This window comes from Pseudomonas sp. NY5710, assembly GCF_013305665.1.
Lineage (GTDB): Bacteria > Pseudomonadota > Gammaproteobacteria > Pseudomonadales > Pseudomonadaceae > Aquipseudomonas > Aquipseudomonas juntendi.
The window spans coordinates 1,651,970-1,671,608 of sequence record NZ_CP045554.1 but is presented as its reverse complement, the minus strand read 5'-3'; the positions used below and the strand labels follow the sequence as shown (position 1 = coordinate 1,671,608).

Genomic DNA, 19,639 nt, shown 5'->3' with positions numbered 1-19,639 from the left:
GATGCGCCGCAGTCAAAAAATCACCACCTTGGCTTGGCGTTGCGGGGGACAAAGCAAGATATCTGCCAACGAGCAGCCGACAATGCCACACGGCGGCAAGTGCCACGCCCATGATTGAGCCAAGTCAACTGTGCGGTTGCCTTACAGCTGACATAACGCAATCGGGCTGCATAAGCAGCCCGATTGCGTAACACCACGTTAGTCAGTCCGCAAGCCAACCCCGCTGCCAGTGCCGCAGGTTCTCGCCCTGCAGAATGAAATCACGCATGACCTGCTCTCGCAGCGCGTCACCCATTCGATAGCTGGCAGCCGGGTCATTGAGGTGGGTTCGGATTACTTCGAGCCACTCCTGAGTGCTGTTGCTGTAAACGCGGCTGCATGGCAGGTTACCGCGGTATGCAGCGGTATCCGAACATACGGTCGGGTAGCCACAAGCGCCGTATTCGAGCAGGCGTAGATTGCTCTTGCAGTCGTTGAAGATATGGAATTCCAGCGGCGCCAGGGCCAAGTCGAGGTTGAGGCTGGCAAGCTTGGCCGGATACGCCTGGAGCGATACGCCCGGGTGGTATTCATGAATGAAGGGGCGCAATGCCTGCGGACACATACCGAAGAATACCCACTCCACTTCGTCGGCAAGTTCACGCACTACCTCGGCGATGATCTCCAGGTCACCACTGTGGCTGGTCCCGCCCCCCCAACCCACACGAGGTTTGGAAGATACCCCGCGGCGGCTCCTGGGCAGGTTCGACCACAGGTGCGGTGCAAGCATGTTCGGTACCACCCGGATGTCTCGGTGCATGCCGCTGAGCGCATTACCCAGGGCCTCGGTCGTGACCACCAGCCGATCACACAGCCCGATGGCTTCTCGCAAGTGCTGCTCGATATCCGCTGGCTTGTTCCTGCCGTGGGTATTCTTGACCGGGGTACTGATCACATAATCGTCGATTTCGAATACCCGCCGGGCATTGCTGAAACGCGCAATCCGTTCGATTTCCTGAACCGACTCACGATTGTGACGTAACTGCACCACGACAACATCGGGGGCCATTCGCGCCAACTGCGCCGTACTCATCGATTCGTAGCTGGAAAAGCCCGTAATCAGCCCAGCCTGCTCAAGCTGCAACAAAGGTTCGGTAACGCGATAATGACCAATCGCCGAGTCGTTGATCGGCAACCCTAACACGCTCGGAACCACCCGTGAAATCAGCGGGTTCCATGAGCCCCGCAAGGTGGGTGTAAGGCTGAAGTCCGCAGACAACAGGCTGAGGTTGACGTTATACGCAGGGTCGCGCACCAGTGCCGACAGCCAACGTTCACAGAAGCGATACTGCTCATCTTCGCGCACGCTGCGCCGACCATCATCATTCGCTTGCGCCATTAGGCTGACGGCAGCTTGCTGCAATTGCGCGTAAGGGGTCCAGACCATCAGGTAACCCTGGGCAGCAGCACGCAGGCACAGGTCTACATCCCCCAGCCCCTGCGAATGATTCTTCTCGTCGAAACCCTGCAGACTGTCGATTACCTCTCGCCGAAGCATCATGCAATCCTGGCTCAGAGCCGACCAGTTCTGTACTACCTGCAATCGCTGCAAGTAGCCACGCGCCTGACCCGACTCGCCACCGAACGCCGCCTGCGCACCCCGCCCCACCCCCAGCACCATGCCCGCGCTGGCAATGTTGCCCTGGCTGTCGAACAGCTTGCCGCCCACCGCGGCGACTTCCGGGCGGCCGGCATGGTTGAGCAACTCATCAAGCCAAGTGTCGTTCAGCACACAATAGCTGCACCCCAGCGTAACCACATAGTCGCCCAGACTGGCTTGAACCGCATGGTTGAGCATATGCGCGACCGAGCATTCCCCCGCCACTGGCAGGATTCGCAACATTGAGGAAAACCCTTGCATCCGCCGCAACCAGTCCGATGTTGCCGGCGTTACCCGATCATCGTGCACGACGATGATCTCGTAGCGCTCATAGGCGGTATGCTGCAATACGCTTTCGAGAGTCGCCTGCAAACCTGCCTGCCGCTCATCGACGCACACCAGCACGGACACGAGTGGCTGTTGCTCATGCAGGTAATCAATACGATTGAGCAGTGCCATCTCATCATGACGGATCTGGTGGGCAACGCCCAATCGGCTCAAATGCGCGGCAACAACCAGCTCGCTTTCTTGCGCCACATCGCGCGAAGACAACCACTGCGCGTAATCAGCGCCAGACTGGACCTGAATTTCTGGAATATGTTCTACCGCCTGGGGACCAACATTCTCGACCAGGCGCCAGACCAGATCATGGGTGGCCAGCGCACGATATCGACCATCGAGACCGCCAAGGGCCAACACCCATTCACGCCGTAACGCCAGGGTACGCCCTAGATACGGATAGGAACGATACAGATCGAGATTGAAATCCGGCTTGAACACCGGTTCACACGGCCCGTCTTCCTTGAGGCCGCCCTCATCACTGTACAGGCAGCCCACGGAAGATTGCAGCGCCGCGCGCTCGGCCATGACCAGCAGAGCGGTCGGCGCAAGCTTGTCTCCCGACTGCAGCAGGTAGATCCAATCGGCAGCATCCAGCCCGCCTATGATTTCATTCAGTTGGCGCGTCCAGTCCGTAGCCGGCGCTAGGCTTACGCGACCAGCTTGTGCCGCCAAATCCAGCTCGCTGACCACTATGGTAGTGGTGGCGCCATAGTGCTGAGCTGCAATACTCGCCAACGTCACCTCAAGCCCCTTCGAATCGCCATCGAGGTCGCGCACGATCACCGCGATACGCGGCCGCACGGGCCACGCGGCAACCACTTCTGAGGTCATCCGCAGTTGCGCACTACTTAACTGCCGGTCCTGCAGCCATTGGCGGTAAAAAGCTTCATAACTGTCGCTGTTGCTACCAACCCTGCCATTGAGGCGACACTGCCAAGTCGACAAGGTGCGCAACAGGCACAGTTCCTGCCACTGCCGAGGCACTTCAGACACTCGCGCCATTTCAACAAAGCGCACCCAGCCGGAAGCAACTGGTGCATCTCCACCGCGGGCCTTGAGCATCTGCGTGAGCCACCCCCACTCCTGCTGCGTGGATGCCTTGACCGAGTCATCCAGGCTGAGTCGCTCCGGGTGCAGGCGCTCGATAATAGCAGCGCTGCGCATGACGGCGACTTCACCGTGACGCATCAGACAAACGAACAGCACCAGATCAAGCAGTGCCTCGAACTGTTGTTCCTGATTGATAAGAACCTTGAGGATCTCCGCGGCTTCGCGTCTATAGAACAGCGCCGACGAAAAATTGCCAAGGAAGTTGACCGGGCTGCCCGCCAGGATCGCCAGCACATCGGACCCCTTGAACATGCTGTCGGTGTTGGCGAACGCCACGTTCTGCAGGCGCTGAGGCAAGACGAAGTCACCCGCATCGCAGAACACCCGCTGAGCGAGCGACACTTTGACTTCGGCATGCTGGAAAGCGGCAGCCTGCTGCTCCACGCAGCGCGCCAGCAAGCGGTCGTCGTCACACAGCACTTTGACCAGTTCGCCCTGAGCAGCTTCGAGCAAGGCCAGCACGTTGGCTGCCAAACCCAAACGCCTCGGGTTGCGCCGATAGTGCACACGCCCAGGCAGTCGTCCACTGGCGACCTCGACCATAGCTTCGATTGCAGAGCCTTCGCTATCGTCCCCGATCAGTATTTCAAGATCCGGGTAAGTCTGGTCCAGCGCACTCTTCAGCGCCTCGTTGAAATAACGTGGGTTAAACGCAGGAATGACGATACTGACAAGGGGCTGTTGATTCACGTTGATGACCTTTAAAAAAAATGCGCCGCACCTGAGGGTGACGACGCATGCTTGATAACGCAGGCCGCGTTATCAGATGTAATTGACCAGCGAAAGCCCGGCCACCTTGGCATAGGCCTGCAAAGAGGCCTGTAACATGTTGGTCTGCATCTGCAGGCGCAACATAACCTCGGCTGGGTCGCTCTCACGGATCGAGCTTTGAGTCTTGGCGTTTTCGGTACCCAATGCTTCGTTGGTTTCAGCCTGGACATCCAGCGCCTGGCCGCGCCCACCAATAGAACTGACCGACGAAGACACTTGGTTGATCGCGCTGCTGACGTTGCCAACGGCCGAACCCAACGACGCCAGGAAGTTCTGCCGAGCTGTCGCGTCGCCGTCCTGCGGGGTACTCAGTGCAGCGCGCAGTTTGCTGATGGTATCGAGCACATTCTGGGTTTGATGGGTATCAACCTTGATCCCGAACGAGTCTCCGGCGCCAGGCGCGGCAGACAGCTCGAAGCTGACCCCCATGGCGCTCGCGGTGGTGCCATTGGGCCCACCCAGTGTTCCGGAGGCAACCGGGCGGCTGTCTTCAGTCACAGGTGACGCGTACAACTCAAAAGCGTTGGCACCGGTAAACTTCAACACTGCGCCGCCGGCAGGAAACGCCGCTTTGTAAACATCTTGATCCGTGATGGTAGCGCCAGTGACCTGTGCCGAGGAGCTATTGCCAGGGCTTCGTGTACCGGACACTTCATCGGCCTTGGAGCTCAAACTGAACGAATGTCCTGCAATGACCGCATCCTCGTTGCCTTTGTCACCCTCTTTGAAGTTGACGTCCAGGCGTAGATCGACACCTCGGAAACTGATGGTGGCGTTGTCGCTATCAGGATCGAATTTGCCGCCCTGACTGGCTTCCAGCGTCACGTCATTGCCATTGGCATCGGTGATCTTGTATTCGGTGCTGCTGGTGAATTCGATGGTGTAAGGTTCGCCGCTGCGGAACTGATCATTGAAGGCGGAGTTTCCGGAAACCTGGCCATTGGACAGGCTGATGCGGCCATCATCAGTGGCCGGGGCGGTCAGCGTAGTCTCGCTGCGGCTGGTATTCAGTGCTTGTTCGAAAGCATCGTAACCGGTTTCGTTGGCCGCTAGGCTAAGCATGTCACCAACCTGAAGATTGAGCTTGCCCTGATCACCCTGGTAACTGTAGGTACCGTCTGCATTACGCACATACGGTGGCGTATCGCCCCGGGAGCCGGAGAAAATGTATTTGCCGCTCTCGTCCCTGCTGTTCATAAGGTTGAACAGTTGATCCTCCAGCGAAGCCAGTTCATCAGCATTGGCCTTGCGATCGGCATCGGTAAAGGCGCCGTTACCCGAGCTCACCGCCAACTCGTTGACCCGTTGCAAAATGTTCCCGATCGAATTCAGGGTGCTCTCGGCCGTGCCCAGCGCATTGCGCACGTTGGTAATGTTGCTGCCGTACTGCTTCAACATGTTCTGCTGCTGCTCCAACTGCAACAACCGCGCCGCGCCCACCGGATCATCCTTGGCCGAGCGCACGCGAATGCCATCGCTGGCCTCCTGCTGAGTCTTCACCGTCTTGGCGAAGTTGCTCTGATAGTTGGCACTATTGGTGTTGTAGAACTGGGAAGTCGAGATGCGTACGCTCACGATCTAAGTCTCCTTAAAGGCTGTTGATCAGGGTGGCGAAGGTTTCCTGGGCCGCCTTGATGATCTGCGACGACGCGGTGTAGTACTGCTGGAACTTGATCAGGTTACCGGTCTCTTCATCGATCGACACACCCGACACACCGTCGCGGCTGTCCTGCGCAGAAGTGTGGAGAGCGCTGGTAGCATCGCCGTCCATCTGCGCCTGCCCGGCCTTGCCACCAACGCCGGATGCCAGCTTGGCGTAGGCATCAGTGAAGCTGATACCCTTGCCATTGGCCCCCACTTCGACCGTAGGCTTGGTCTGCAAATCGATCACCGACTGGCTGTTGCGGTTGTCCGCAGAACCTGCGCCGGTCAACGCCACGGTGTAGCTGTCGCCATTTTGCGGGGCGCCGGAAACGTTCATCTCGAAAGTGAAGCTGCTACCCAGCGAGTTGCCGTTGCCATCGACCATTGGTACCGATAGCTGCAGTTTGTTGTCTTGGCCCGGCACGATGGTGCCGCTGCCAATCTCGGTGCCCTTGGCGTCATACATTTTGTAGGCCTGGGGCGAGGTACTGTTGTCACCGAAAACGAGCTTGACCGGGGTGGAATACTTCAGGCCGGTCTGCAACAACGAACGCTGGGCTGCATCGGAGATGTCCAGCTCGGATGTCAGGGTCGGCTGGGTTATGACGCCAGTCCCCTTATTGCCAGAACCGCTGGTGGCGCTCAGCGGCGCGGCCAGCGCCAAGCGTTTGGGGTCGGTCAGAACCGTCTCGATATTGGCTGCGGCGTTGCGGGTGGGTGTGATCTTGAAACTGTCACCCGCGCTCAGGCCTCCGCCATTGAGGGCAAGGGTGAAACCGTCGATCACCGGGGCCGGGTCATCATCGAGGCTGTAGCTACCCATGTCGGTGCCATCGGGCAACTTGCGGACCGTGTACTGCTTGTCGCTGGTGAAGGTCACTTGGTAATCGCTGGTGGTCAGCTTACCGGTATCCTTGATGGTCACATCGAGGTTGCCTGAGCCTGGGCTGTTGTTCTGCTTGGCGATACTGCGCTGGCTGATAGCCGCAGCGCTGTTGATATCACCAAACAAGGTCGCCCCGAAATCACCATTTTTGTCGATGCCCTGCGCCAACTGGCTATTGATGGCATCCGCCACTACCAAGGCAACACGCCCCAGCTCGTTGAGCGCAGGGTCGAGCGTTTCCGAGCGATAGCGGATCAAACCGCCAAGTTCGCCACCGCTGGTGGTGCTGGTGATATCCATCTTGGTCGAACCGCGATTGAGGATCAGACTCATACGGGTCGGGTCCGTCGCGCTTGGCGCCACCCCCAAGGTCTGGGTGGTCTTGCCCAGCACCAGCGCCTGGCCATTCTTCAGGTAAATATCGTAGTTACCGTCGCGCTCGACCACATCGGCGCCAATCAATTTGTTCAGCTCACGTACCGCACCATCACGCTGGTCGAGCAGGTCATTGGGCTGGCCGGAGATTGCGCTGACGCGAGATATCTGCTCATTCAGATCAGCGATGGTCTTGGTGAGGTTGTTAACCTGATCGGTGAGCGACGCCATGTTGGCGTTGATGTTGCTGTTTTGCTGGTTGAGCTGCGCTGACAGCGTGTTGAAGCGCTTGGCCAAAGACTGCGCACTGGTTAACAACAACTGGCGCGAGGCGTCCTCGGTGGGCTTGGCCGCAGAGTCCTGCATGGCGGTGAAGAAACTTTGCAACGCTGCGGTGATACCGGTATCGCTGCTCGACAGGGCAGTATCCAGCGGGGTGATCTGGTTAAGGTACGTGCTTGCCTCACTACTGAGCGACGTTGTAGTACGCAGCTGGTTCTCGAGGAACGCGTTATACACTCGACGCACATCGGCCAAAGTAGTGCCACTGCCAATAAAGACCTGGCCGACCTGCTGACCGCCCTTGCTCTTTTGTACGTTCTGCTGGCGCGAGTAGCTCTCGACGTCGGCATTGGCAATGTTGTTACCGAGGGTATACATCCCCGACTGCGCGGCACCCAGCCCCGACATACCAATGTTGATCAGACTCGCCATGGTTTCCTACCTTTAAATTTTCGTTGCGGTACCGAGCAGCGCGTAGTGCTCGTACGACTTCATCTGTTTTGCTATCTGCGAGATCTTGCTGGCGTAATTCGGGTCGGTGGCGTACCCGGCCTTTTGCAACTCTTGCACGAACTGTTCAGGTTTATCGGCGGCTTTCACCGCATCTTGATAGCGCGAATTGTTCTGCAACAGGTTTACCAGGTCATGGAAGCTGTCCTGATAGGAATCGTACGAACGGAACGCTGCCGTTTCCTTGACGAACTGGCCATCGCGGAACTCGCTGGTAATCGCCCTCGCCTCGCCGCCCTCCCAGTTCCCAGTTGCCTTGATGCCAAACAGGTTATGGCTGCTACTGCCGTCGCTGTTGCGCATCACCGACTTGCCCCAACCGGTTTCCAGCGCGGCTTGGGCTACCAGATAGCGAGGGTCGATACCAATGCGCTTGGCGGCTTGCTCGGCCATCGGCAGCATGGTGGCGACAAATTCATCACTGTCGGCGAACGCCTTTTTCGGCGCCAGCGGCGGCTGGGCCACCGCGCGACCGACAATACGCAGGCCGTTGTCCGGCACGGCAAAGACCTTGGCCGGTTGCTGGCCGTCACGGGCAGGTACGGCGGCGTTGTTCGGGCTGGCCGCCGACGGCACGATACCAGCCAAAAGGCGGTCGGTGAGTTTGCTCGGCAAGGCCAGGCGCCGCGAATTGAGCGCCGCTACATCATTGCGGTTAGCGCTCGCCAGGGTGGCTTGCACGGGCTCAGCCACCTTGTTGCCCCATAGCGCCGGGGCGCGGCCTTCAACGTGCGGGAACGGGCTGGTATTGACCGATGCACTCTTCTTTTTCGACAACTGGCGCACCAACACGTCCTGCAGGCCGATACCGCCCCCCTCGCGGGACATGCTCACGGCCAATTGCTGGTCATACATGTCGCGATACTGCTTGACCGTTTCGGTGTTCATCGGGTTGTCGTCGGCCAGCACGTCGCTGGCCTTGCGCGAGGCCTTGAGCATTTCGCTGATGAATAGCGACTCGAACTCCTGGGCCACCTTGCGTACGTTGGCATCGCTGTCGCGGTCACCATGCTTGAGCGAACTGAGGCGATTGAGGTCGGTGTAAGCACCGCTGTCGCCGCTGCCAGAAACCAGGCTTTTGCTGTTCATCGGCGCCGTCCTCAGATCACGATCAGGTCGGCTTGCAAGGCGCCGGCCTGTTTCAGGGCTTCGAGGATGGCCATGAGGTCGCCAGGTGCCGCGCCCACCTGGTTCACCGCGCGGACGATTTCATCCAGCGTGGTGCCTGGGCCGAACTTGAACATCGGCTTGGCCTCCTGCTCCGCATTGACCCGCGAGCGTGGCACCACGGCAGTCTGGCCGTTGGAGAGCGGGCCCGGCTGGCTGACGATCGGGTCTTCGGTAATGGTCACGGTCAGGCTGCCGTGGGTCACCGCCGCTGGTGAAACCTTCACGTTCTGGCCAATGACGATGGTACCGGTACGCGAATTGATGATGACTTTGGCCACCGCCTGGCCGGGATCGATTTCCAGGTTTTCCAGGACCGACAGGTAGTCCACGCGCTGGCTTGGGTCCATCGGCGCACTGACCCGCACCGAGCCACCGTCCACCGCCTGGGCCACACCCGGGCCCAGCAGGTCGTTGACTTTGTCGACGATACGTTTGGCAGTGGTGAAATCGGGGCGGTTCAGGTTCAAGGTCAGGGTATTGCCTTGGTTGAAGCCGCTTGGCACGGCCCGCTCCACGCTGGCACCACCTGGAATCCTACCCGCCGACGGAACGTTGACGGTGATCTTCGAGCCGTCACGGCCCTCGGCGTCGAAGCCGCCGACCACCAGGTTGCCCTGGGCGATGGCGTAGACGTTACCGTCAATCCCCTTGAGCGGGGTCATCAGCAGGCTGCCGCCGCGTAGGCTCTTCGAGTTACCGATCGAGGACACGGTAATGTCGACCACCTGGCCCGGCTTGGCGAACGGCGGCAAGTCGGCATGCACCGACACGGCAGCGACGTTTTTCAACTGCACGTTACCGGAGCCTGGCGGCACCTTGATGCCGAACTGCGACAGCATGTTGTTGAAGGTTTGCAGGGTAAACGGGGTCTGGGTGGTCTGGTCACCCGTACCGTTCAGGCCAACCACCAGGCCATAGCCAATCAACTGGTTGGAGCGCACGCCAGAAATACTGGCGATGTCCTTCAGGCGCTCGGCCTGGGCCACACAGGCACAGGACAGGAGCAGGGTTGCGGCAATCAGCTGCCTCACGTTGAACATGTTCATCCGTACTCAGAAAGGCCAAAGCGGGCTGAGGAAGAAGCGGTCCAACCAACCAGGCTGGCTGGCATCGGCGAACGAGCCGGTACCGGAGTAGGTAATGCGCGCGTCGGCCACACGGGTGGACGGTACGGTGTTATCGGTGGCGATGTCGTCGGCACGGACCATGCCGGCAATGCGCACCAGCTCCTCGCCGGTATTCAAGGTCATCCACTTCTCGCCGCGCACGGCGATGATGCCGTTGGGCAACACCTCGGCCACGGTAACGGTGATCGAACCCGTCAGGGTATTGCCCTGGGTCGCCTTGCTGTCGCCTTTGGTGGCGCGGTCACCGCTGTAACCGGCCTCCAGCGACAGATCACCCCCGCCGAATGGGTTATTGGTGTTCGGCGAGCCTCCAAACAGCGAGGTCAGGCCAATATCGGTCTTGCTGGTCTTGGCGATCTGCGAGCCGGCGTTCTTGCTAGCCGATGTACGCTCGTTGAGGGTAATGGTAATGATGTCACCCACCCGGAACGCTTTACGGTCGCTGTACAGGTTCTGCTCGAAACCGGCCTGGTAGATCGAACCGTTGTTGGCCGCTGCCGGCAGTGGGGTGCGCGGCAGAACCGGCGCGTAGTACGGGTCGTTGGGCTTGGGCGTCGGCGCGACGCAACCTGCCAGCAACACCGCCCCCCCCAGGGCGAAAACGGACAACAGACGATTCATGACGCTTACCTCACGAGTGCAAAAAACTACCAGGCTCAGAGCTGCCGGCCTCAGAGCTGTTGAGTAACGAACGACAGCATCTGGTCGGCGGTGGAGATGACCTTGGAGTTCATCTCGTAGGCGCGCTGAGTGGTGATCATGTTCACCAGCTCTTCTACGGTGCTGACGTTGGAGTTTTCCAGGGTCTGCTGCAGGGTGGTGCCGAAACCGTTCAGGCCCGGGGTGCCGACTTGCGGCGCGCCACTGGCCGCGGTTTCCAGGAACAGGTTGTCGCCGATTGCCTGCAGGCCGGCCGGGTTGATGAAATCGGCGGTCTGGATGTTGCCGATCACCTGCGCTGCAGGGTTGCCGGCGGTCGTGATAGACACGGTGCCGTCCTGGCCGACGGTAAAGGTCTGCGCGTCGTTAGGCACAACGATGGCGGGTTCCAGGGCAAAACCGTTGGCAGTGACGATCTGGCCGTCAGAGTTCAGGTGGAAGGTCCCGTCACGTGTGTACGAAACGGTGCCGTCAGGCTGCAGCACCTGGAAGAAACCACGGCCGTTGACCGCCATGTCCAACGGGTTCTCGGTCGTTTGCAGGCTACCCGTCTGGAAGTTTTTCTGCGTACCGACAATGCGCACGCCGGTACCGACCTGCAGGCCCGAGGGCAGTTCGCTGTCCTGGGTGGACTGTGCGCCAGGCTGGCGCTTGATCTGGTAAAGCAGGTCCTGGAATTCGGCACGATCACGCTTGAAACCGGTGGTCGAGACGTTGGCCAGGTTGTTGGAGATGACCGTGAGGTTAGTGTCCTGGGCGGACAGGCCGGTTTTAGCGACCCAAAGAGCCGGAAGCATTAGTGTTCTCCTCGTGCGCCTGTTTTACGGCACCCGTTCAAAAGTGATTAGCCGATTTGCAAAACACGCGCCATGGCTTCGTCGCCTTCCTTGGCCGCATTCATCATCTTGACGTGCAGTTCAAATTGACGCGACAGCGCCAGGACCGAGGTCATCTCTTCGACGGCGTTGACGTTGCTGCCCTCGAGAAAACCAGATACCACCCGCACGTTGACGTCGGCGTCGGCTGGCTGGCCAGAGGTGGTATGGATCATGCCATCGAGGCCTTTGGTAAGACTCTTGGTGTCCGGGTTGACCAGCTTTATACGGTCGACCTCGGCCATCACTCGCGGGTCTTCACCCATGGAACGAATGCTGATGGTGCCATCGGCGCCCACCTCCACCTTCTGTTCTGGCGGGATGGCAATCGGGCCACCGTTGCCGATCACGGGCATGCCGTTGCCGGCACGCAGCACCCCCAAAGCATCGATATTCAGGCTGCCTGTACGAACATAGGCCTCGCTACCGTCCGGCGCTTGTACAGCGATGAAACCTTTGCCGGTTACTGTCACGTCCAGATCTCGACCAGTTTCTACCATCGGCCCTTCGCTGAAGTCGGTGGCCGGTCGCTCGGTCATGGCAAAGGCGCGCGCCGGAAAGCTGTCGCCAAACACCGGCATCGAACGCGCCTGCTCCAGGTCACGCTGAAAACCGTTGGTGGAAATGTTCGCCAGGTTGTTGGCGTGGGCCTTCTGCGCCAGCGCGTTCTGGCTGGCGCCGGTCATGGCCACGTAAAGCATCTTGTCCACAGTCATCCTCCGCTGCACTGGCGCTCGTTTGCCGTACGCCGCTGCTTTACTGGCAAAGAAGCAAGTTCCGAACCAACTTCTTGTTTTTGGGAGAACCCCCCGGGAATACGGGGGGTTCGGGATCGCATTCGCACCATGCCCGCCGGTTATCCGGCGCCGGCTTGCCGATTGCGGCAAGCTTGTATCAGCCACCTGGCGCCAGGCCCGCCCCACTAAAGCAAGTAGAGCCGCCATGGCCAGCGCTTTATCCAAGAGCGCCAACCCACGAACGGCGCTGACACTCACTCATCAAGGTTCCCGGCAACGACCATTGCTGTAGGGACCGGCGAATTTCCTCCAGCCGTCTCCTGGCGGCCATTGTGCACATACCAGACGGCCGTCGATCTGGCTTTCCCAACGCCACCAGTTAGCCGTACCAGCTTGCACTGGGTAGAGGCTGAACGCGATCAACAACGCCACCAGCAATTTGCCCATGAACCCTCCTGCAAAAACGACGAGCCCCTTCAAAAAGAAAGGGGCTCGCGTGCACACGATCAAACAGCAGCCATCAGGCCATTTGGATGACGGTCTGCAAGATGGTGCTTTCGGTGGAAATGGTTTTGGCGTTCGCCTGATAGTTGCTTTGCGCCTTTATCAGCTCAACAAGCTCTTGGGTCAGGTTGACGTTCGAGCCTTCCAGTGCGTTGGACTCGATAGCCCCCAAGGTTCCAGTCTTCGGCGCATCTATGCCGGGAATGCCCGAGGTGAAGGTTTCGGTCCAGCGGGTACCGCCAATTTGCTGCAAGCCTTGCTCATTTGCAAAGCTCGCCAGCGCCACCTGGCCAATGGCATTGGATTTGCCGTTGCTGAAGCTGGCGAACAATACCCCTGTTGCGTCGATGCTCAGGCTCGACAGAATACCGGTGGCGTAACCGTCCTGAGACTGCGACATTCGCGCGGTTTCGGTGTTGTAAGACGTAGTGCTGTCCATCGCCAGGCGCATACCACCGACGTCACCCACGGCACCGTTGGAAGCCCAGTTACCCTGCGCATCTTCCACCGCAGGTACCCAACCGGTCATGCTGAATGTGTTGTTGGTCACGGTGAAAGACGAACCCGCCGGGTGGCCGGTATTATCAGCTGTCATGCTCTTGACCGAGCCATCGCTGTTGAAGCTGATGGTGCCCGTCAGTGGCGTAGTCGAAGAAGGGTCGAACGGGTTGCGCCCATCGACCAGCGTATACATGGTCCACTCGTTGGTGCCGGTCTTGCGGTAGAACTGCTCCATGGTGTGCTCGTTGCCCTGGCTGTCATACACCTTGGTCGGGAACGACTTGGTATACGTCGACGCGCTGGCAGGATCGAACGGCAGGTTAGGCACCATCGCGCCGTTGCCGTCATCGACCTCGAGAGGGATATCGGCGGCCGAAGAATTCAGGTTGATACCCTGATCGATCAGGGAGGTCGCCTTTGGCTGCAGCGCCGAGGTATCAATCTGCAAGTCCTTCAGTACACCCTTCTGAATGTTGCCAGCCGCATCAGCGGTATAGCCCTGCAGGCGCAAGCCGTCGGAAGTCACCACGAAGTTGTCCTTGCTGGCCTGGAAAGCACCTGCACGGGTGTAAACACGCGAGCCATTATCGGACAACACGAAGAAGCCCTGCCCTTGAATTCCCATGTCCAGCACGTTGCCTGTGGTGTTTACATCGCCCTGGGTGAACTGTTGGGAAATGGCAGCCAGGCGCACCCCGTTGCCCACTTGGTTCTTGCCGACACCCAAGCGGTTGGCACCCGCGTAGACATCCGCGAACTCGGCACGCGAAGACTTGAAGCCAGTTGTATTGACGTTGGCGATGTTGTTACCAGTGACGTCCAACTGCTTGTTCGCCGCAGACAGACCGCTAAGGCCGATATTGAAAGACATGAATTCGCTCCTTGTGCCGCGCTAACGGGCCTTAGATACCAATGGTTTGTACGTCGGAAAGAGACACCTTGCCGACACCGGCGAGGTTGAGCACCATTTCACCCGTTGCGCTGAAGCTGACGCTGGTCACCTTGGCCGGCAAGAGGGTGTTCATCTGCACCGACTGCCCATCTACTGTGGTGGTGGCAGTGAACGTGTAGGTGCCCGGGTCGACTTTCTCCCCGCTGCTGTTGGTGCCATCCCAGATGAAGTCAGCGTAACCCGCCTTCTGCTCACCCAACTCGATGGTCTTGACGGTGTTGCCGTCCTTGTCCTTGATGGTGATCTTCGCTTCGCTGATAGCCTGAGGCACAACGAACTGGGCATTGAAGCTTTCAGTGGTATCAACCACAGCTTTATCGTTCTGCACCACCACCGATCGGCCTACCAACGATGAAGCCTGCAGCGCCTGCGACGACGCCATGGCATTGGTGATACTGCTAACCGACTCATTCAGGGAGGTAATACCTTCCAAGCTGCTGAACTGCGCCAACTGAGCAACGAATTCACCGTTGTCCTGTGGGTCCAGCGGGTTCTGATGCTGCATCTGCGTTACAAGCAGTTGCAGGAAAGCATCCTTACCCAACGAATCAGTGCCGGTCTTGGAAGCGGTATCCGTGGTTTTCTTCGTACTGCTACCCACACCGGACGCCGTGAGCACATCATTGAGGTTGACGCCGGTAGTCTCGATTGCCATGGTCTGGATTCCTTATCACTGCCCGAGGGTCAGCACTTTCTGCATCATGCTCTTGGCCGTGTTCATCAGCTCGGCGTTGGTCTGGAACGCGCGGCTGGCCGAGATCATGTCAGCCATCTCCTCGACCACGTTGACGTTCGGGTAGTAGACATAGCCGTCCTTGTTCGCCGCCGGGTGGTTCGGCTCGTAGCGGGCTTCAAGGTTGCTCTGGTCTTCGACGATGCCCTTTACCTGCACGCCCTGCCCGGCTTCACCCTGGTCCTCGAACAGCGACTGGCTGCCGCCAGCCTGTGCATCCTGGAAGGTCGTGGCGAACACCGGATGGCGAGCGCGGTAGGTCTGGTCGATGCTCGACGAGACTGTCTCGGCGTTGGCGATGTTGGAAGCGACGGTGTTCAGGCGCGTGTTCTGCGCGCTCATGCCGCTACCGGCAATATTGAAGACACTGGAAAGGGACATGGTCATTCTCCCCGCAGGGCGGAAACCAGCCCTTTGAATTTACTGTTGAGCAAGGTGAAGCTGGCCTGGAAGCCAATGGCGTTTTCGGTGTAGTTCGACTGCTCGATCTGTGCGTCGACGGTGTTCTGGTCTATCGAAGGCTGCAGCGGCGTGCGGTATTTGAGCGTGTCGTCAGCAGCGACGGCCAGGCCTTCGGCTTCGATGTGCCGGCTGTTGGTCCGCTCCATGGCAAAGCGGCCACTTTGCTGCTTGCTGGTTTCGGCGGCGAGCACCGAAGAGAAGTCCATGTCACGCGCCTTGTAGTTGGGCGTGTCGGCGTTGGCAATGTTGTTGGCCAACACTTCGGCGCGCTGGGCGCGGAAGCCCAAAGCCTTTTCGTGAATACCAAGCGCCTTGTCGAAACTGATGCTCATATCGGGGAAACCTTCAGAGGTTGACCGGTGTTTTGTTGAGCAAGCTATAGCAAGGGCTGTGCCAACCCCCGTGAGCCCCGAAATTACGGGGTATGCGCGCGGCATGCTGTCAGGGTGATGCCAGAAAAGCGGCAAAGGCCTTCCGCCTTTGGCAGTGAAAGCGGCAATTGCCGGTTGGCAAAAGCGGCAAAACAAAAATTTGACGTCAGGTTTTCCTGAGCCGGCCTCTTCGCGGGCATGCCCGCTCCCACAGGGGCCATGCAGGCCTGAAGGCGGTACAGGCAAACAAAAAGGCCGGCAACTTTCGCCGCCGGCCTTCTGCTTACTTGGCCTGGTAGATGATCCCCGGGCTGCACTGCACCATCTGGTAATGATCCGGCAACCCGTTCAACGCCTCCGAGGCGCCGAGGAACAAGTAGCCACCCGGCTTCAGTGTGCTGTGAATACGCAGCAGGATGTCGCGCTTCACCTGTGCCGAGAAGTAGATCAACACGTTGCGGCAGAACACGATGTCGAACTTGCCCAGGCTGGCATAGCTGTCGAGCAGGTTGAAGGCACGAAACTCGACGCGGCTGCGGATCGCCGGCTTGACCGCCCAGCGCCCAGGCCCCTTGGGGTCGAAATAACGTTGCAGGCGCTCCTGGGACAAACCGCGGGCAATCGCCAGGCTGTCGTACTCACCGGTCTTGCAGTTGGTCAGCATGGTACCGGAGAGGTCGGTAGCCACGATTTGCGCACCCATCTTCAGCTGGCCGAGGTTGCTGCGCTCGAACTCGTCAATGGCCATCGAGATGGAATACGGCTCCTGGCCCGACGAGCAGGCAGCGGACCATATGCGCAGCCGCTGCCCAGGGTTGTTGCGAATGAACTCGGGAATGACCTTGTTCTTCAGCACTTCGAACGGATAGGTGTCGCGAAACCACAAGGTCTCGTTGGTGGTCATGGCATCGACCACCTGCTCGCGCAGGCCGCCGCGCGGCTGGGTCTGGATGCGCTGCACCAGCTCACCCAGGCTCTTGATGCCCTGTTGCTCCATCAGCTTGTTGAGACGGCTGGAAACCAGGTACTGCTTATTTTCCCCCAGCAGGATGCCACAGGCTTTCTCCAGGAAGACCCGGAACTGTTCGAAATCCAAATTACCCGTAGACACTACTGCCGCCTCTTTTCAATCACTGGTGCCAGGGCTAGCCCCGGCTGCTTCAATGCGCTGCCTTGATCCGGTCGACCACCCGCTGGGCCAGGTCGTCCGGCTTGAACTTGGCCAGGAAGTCATCAGCGCCGACCTTCTTGACCATCGCCTGGTTGAACACCCCGGAAAGCGAAGTATGCAGGCAGATGTGCAGTTTTTGCATGCGCGGGTCACTGCGAATTTCTGCGGTAAGCGTATAGCCGTCCATTTCCGGCATTTCAATGTCGGAGATCATCATCAGGAACTCCTCTTCCGGCTTCTTGCCCTCCTCCACCAGCTGGCGCAGGTAGTTCAAGGCCTGGCGGCCATCATTGAGCGCCACCACTTCCACCCCGACGGTCTGCAGGCAGCGGCTGACCTGCTTGCGTGCCACCGACGAATCGTCGACGGTCAGCACCCGCAGCAGCACGGCCTTGTCCTGCACCTCGGCATCGACCACCCCGGCCGATACCGATTCGGAAGAAGGTGCCACCTCGGCCAGCACTTTCTCCACGTCGATGATCTCGACCATGCGGTTATCCACCCGGGTGACGGCGGTCAGGTAGTGGTCCCGGCCGGTGCCCTTGGGTGGTGGGTGGATCTCTTCCCAGTTCATGTTGACGATGCGTTCGACCGAATGCACCAGAAAGCCCTGAGTCTTGGTGTTGTACTCGGTGATGATCACGAAACTCTTGCGCGTGTCTTCCTGCAGCGGTCGCAGCCCGGTCGCCATCGACAAGTCGAGGATCGGGATGGTCGCCCCACGAATGTTGGCCACCCCGCGCACCACCGGGTGCGCCTTGGGCAGCAGGGTCAGCGCAGGGCATTGCAGCACTTCCCTGACCTTGAATACGTTGATGCCGTAAAGCTGTTCGCCATTGAGGCGGAACAGCAGCAACTCCAGGCGATTCTGCCCCACCAGCTGCGTGCGCTGGTTGACCGAATCCATCACACCCGCCATGCCAGACTCCTTAACATTTCAGCCTTACGTTGCAACTCGAACAGTGAGTCGGCACGGGCTTTGCTTTTTTGAGCGTCATGTACACGAAAACGACATTTTTCCGACGATTGACGCGCCTGCTGACTGGCTCGCTGGCCACGCTGTGCCTGCTGATGCCCGGCGTTCGCACGCTAGCGGACGCGTTCACCTTGCCTGAACAGCTTATCGGTGTCACCCAAGGGTTTCTTGAATTTACCGTCGAAGATTATCTGGCCAGTACCCAGACCGCCGGCCGCTATGAAATCGAGGTCAGCTCGCTGGACCCGCGCCTGCGCATGCCGTTGTGCAGCCAGCAACTGGACGCCTCGCTGGAAAGCCCCGCGCAGCCACTGGGCCGGGTGACCGTACGGGTGCGCTGCAACGGCGCCGCGCCGTGGACGGTATTCGTTCCCGCCACGGTGCGGCTGTTCCGCGACGTGGTGGTGGTAACCCGCCCGCTCAAGCGTGACAACGTCGTTGGTGAAGGCGACGTGGCCCTGCGCGAACGGGATGTCGGCACCCTGGGCCAAGGCTTCCTCAGCGAACTGGACCAAGCCGTGGGCATGAAGATGCTGCGCCCCACGGTGATCGACCAGGTGCTCACCCCGCAGCACCTGGAGCAGGCCGAGGTGGTGCGCAAGGGTGATCAGGTGGTCATCGTGGCGCGCACCGGCAGCCTGAGCGTGCGCATGCCAGGCGAAGCCCTGAGCAAGGGCGGCCTCAGCGAGCAGATAAGGGTACGCAACCTCCATTCGAAACGGGTGGTCAAGGCCAGGGTCACCGGCCCAGGCCAGGTCGAGGTCAGCATGTAGACCAATCGCCAGAAGGCGCTGGCGGTGCGGAACCGCATTTCCTAAACTGTGTCAGAAAACGGGTGGCGAGCTTGCTGACAGGCGGCAACGCATTTGTGCCTAAAGTTTCTATCGGGTTGGCCGAAAACAAGGCAAGCGTCCAAATACCCAGAGGTTTCTGATCATGGTCATCGACTTCAGTCGTTTGAATAACTCTCCGTCCGTCACGGGCGGCGTGCGCGGTAACAGCGCCACCGGCAGCGCCGAAAAACCGGCAGCCAGCCAGGAAGCGGTGAAAGACACCGGCGCCAGCGGAGAAGCGGTACACCTCAGCCAAGAGGCCCAGCAGTTGCAGAAGATCAGCGACAAGCTGCGCGACGAACCGGTGGTCAACAGCGCCCGTGTGGCCCAGTTGAAACAGGCTATCGCCGACGGCAGCTACCAGGTCGATGCCGGCCGGGTCGCCAGCAAACTGCTTGATTTCGAAGCCCAGCGCTGACCGAGCGGCGCGCTGACTTCACGGACGCTAGAAAAGCCAAGAGTTAGCCATGCACGACACCACATTGCTGCAACTGATCGAAGATGACATTGCCCCGCTGCAGGAGCTGCTTGAGCTCCTGCAGAAAGAAGCCGTTGCTTTGCATGGTCGCGACATGTCGCCACTGGAGAGCATCTTGGCGCGCAAGCAGTCTTTGATCGTGCTGCTCGAGCAGCAAGGGATCCGTCGCGGCAACCTGCTCACCAGCCTAGGCCTTAGCGCCGATCGCGCAGGGGTCGAGGCCGTTGCCGCTCAATCGCCAAATGGTGCATTGCTACTGCAGCAACTCGACGTCATTAGCCAGCTGATGCAAGCCTGCCAGCAAGTCAATGAGACCAATGGCCGTATCATCCAGGTGCAGCAACACGTCACCAATAACCAGATCCGCATCCTTCAAGGCGGTGATTCACCGTCGCTGTACAATAGCCGTGGCGGCACATCGCTGCTGAGCAAGCCACGCGCCCTCAGCCAAGTCTGATTTTTCTATCAAGGCACGGAACATACTGGCAAAATGCCGTTACTTGCGTGAGTCGCTTTTGCCTGGAGAACGA

18 protein-coding genes are annotated in these 19,639 nt (G+C 59.5%); 3 read left to right on the top strand and 15 right to left on the bottom strand.

Features of this window, described 5'->3' with window-relative positions; all coding sequences use genetic code 11:
* Positions 1-202 precede the first annotated feature (202 nt).
* From GEV39_RS07605 to GEV39_RS07535, 15 genes are all read right to left on the bottom strand, one after another.
* Entirely contained in the window at positions 203-3,781 is a 3,579-nt protein-coding gene (locus GEV39_RS07605; protein WP_173888043.1) for a glycosyltransferase, read from the bottom strand.
* Between the two features lie 72 nt (positions 3,782-3,853).
* Positions 3,854-5,437 carry a flagellar hook-associated protein 3 gene (locus GEV39_RS07600; protein ID WP_173888042.1) on the bottom strand — a complete coding sequence of 528 codons (1,584 nt, stop codon included), beginning with the start codon at positions 5,435-5,437 and terminating at the stop codon, positions 3,854-3,856.
* 13 nt (positions 5,438-5,450) lie between these two features.
* Entirely contained in the window at positions 5,451-7,481 is a 2,031-nt protein-coding gene (gene flgK / locus GEV39_RS07595; RefSeq protein WP_054913395.1) for a flagellar hook-associated protein FlgK, read from the bottom strand.
* Positions 7,482-7,493: 12 nt separating this feature from the next.
* Entirely contained in the window at positions 7,494-8,648 is a 1,155-nt protein-coding gene (flgJ, locus tag GEV39_RS07590) for a flagellar assembly peptidoglycan hydrolase FlgJ (protein ID WP_054913396.1), read from the bottom strand.
* An 11-nt stretch (positions 8,649-8,659) separates the two neighbouring features.
* Complete coding sequence (locus tag GEV39_RS07585) at positions 8,660-9,769, bottom strand: flagellar basal body P-ring protein FlgI (RefSeq protein ID WP_009684238.1); 1,110 nt, start codon at positions 9,767-9,769, stop codon at positions 8,660-8,662.
* A 12-nt stretch (positions 9,770-9,781) separates the two neighbouring features.
* On the bottom strand, positions 9,782-10,477 hold the full coding sequence (gene flgH, locus GEV39_RS07580; RefSeq protein WP_054913397.1) for a flagellar basal body L-ring protein FlgH: 696 nt from the start codon (positions 10,475-10,477) through the stop codon (positions 9,782-9,784).
* Positions 10,478-10,527: 50 nt separating this feature from the next.
* Positions 10,528-11,313 (bottom strand): flagellar basal-body rod protein FlgG, encoded by a 786-nt coding sequence (gene flgG / locus GEV39_RS07575; protein ID WP_015271239.1) that lies wholly within the window; start codon positions 11,311-11,313, stop codon positions 10,528-10,530.
* A 47-nt stretch (positions 11,314-11,360) separates the two neighbouring features.
* A complete protein-coding gene (locus tag GEV39_RS07570) occupies positions 11,361-12,101 on the bottom strand; it encodes a flagellar basal body rod protein FlgF (protein ID WP_173888041.1) in 741 nt (246 codons plus the stop codon).
* Between the two features lie 288 nt (positions 12,102-12,389).
* Entirely contained in the window at positions 12,390-12,575 is a 186-nt protein-coding gene (locus GEV39_RS07565; protein ID WP_082416212.1) for a hypothetical protein, read from the bottom strand.
* A 73-nt stretch (positions 12,576-12,648) separates the two neighbouring features.
* Entirely contained in the window at positions 12,649-14,004 is a 1,356-nt protein-coding gene (gene flgE / locus GEV39_RS07560; protein WP_110680023.1) for a flagellar hook protein FlgE, read from the bottom strand.
* Positions 14,005-14,035: 31 nt separating this feature from the next.
* Positions 14,036-14,740 (bottom strand): flagellar hook assembly protein FlgD, encoded by a 705-nt coding sequence (gene flgD, locus GEV39_RS07555; RefSeq protein WP_054913399.1) that lies wholly within the window; start codon positions 14,738-14,740, stop codon positions 14,036-14,038.
* A 15-nt stretch (positions 14,741-14,755) separates the two neighbouring features.
* Positions 14,756-15,199 carry a flagellar basal body rod protein FlgC gene (gene flgC / locus GEV39_RS07550; RefSeq protein ID WP_025340101.1) on the bottom strand — a complete coding sequence of 148 codons (444 nt, stop codon included), beginning with the start codon at positions 15,197-15,199 and terminating at the stop codon, positions 14,756-14,758.
* 2 nt (positions 15,200-15,201) lie between these two features.
* Positions 15,202-15,612 (bottom strand): flagellar basal body rod protein FlgB, encoded by a 411-nt coding sequence (gene flgB, locus GEV39_RS07545; protein ID WP_009684247.1) that lies wholly within the window; start codon positions 15,610-15,612, stop codon positions 15,202-15,204.
* A 322-nt stretch (positions 15,613-15,934) separates the two neighbouring features.
* A complete protein-coding gene (gene cheR, locus GEV39_RS07540) occupies positions 15,935-16,762 on the bottom strand; it encodes a protein-glutamate O-methyltransferase CheR (protein WP_173888040.1) in 828 nt (275 codons plus the stop codon).
* Positions 16,763-16,811: 49 nt separating this feature from the next.
* Positions 16,812-17,741: a chemotaxis protein CheV gene (locus GEV39_RS07535; protein WP_009684249.1), complete on the bottom strand. Its 930-nt coding sequence runs from the start codon at positions 17,739-17,741 to the stop codon at positions 16,812-16,814.
* 77 nt (positions 17,742-17,818) lie between these two features.
* Here GEV39_RS07535 and flgA point away from each other — a divergent pair, with 77 nt between their 5' ends.
* From flgA to GEV39_RS07520, 3 genes are all read left to right on the top strand, one after another.
* A complete protein-coding gene (gene flgA, locus GEV39_RS07530; protein ID WP_173888039.1) occupies positions 17,819-18,571 on the top strand; it encodes a flagellar basal body P-ring formation chaperone FlgA in 753 nt (250 codons plus the stop codon).
* A gap of 163 nt (positions 18,572-18,734) precedes the next feature.
* Complete coding sequence (gene flgM, locus GEV39_RS07525; protein ID WP_009684251.1) at positions 18,735-19,049, top strand: flagellar biosynthesis anti-sigma factor FlgM; 315 nt, start codon at positions 18,735-18,737, stop codon at positions 19,047-19,049.
* 49 nt (positions 19,050-19,098) lie between these two features.
* The gene (locus GEV39_RS07520; RefSeq protein WP_054913401.1) at positions 19,099-19,566 is read left to right on the top strand and encodes a flagella synthesis protein FlgN; all 468 of its coding nucleotides are present in this window, start codon (positions 19,099-19,101) and stop codon (positions 19,564-19,566) included.
* The last annotated feature ends 73 nt before the right edge of the window (positions 19,567-19,639 follow it).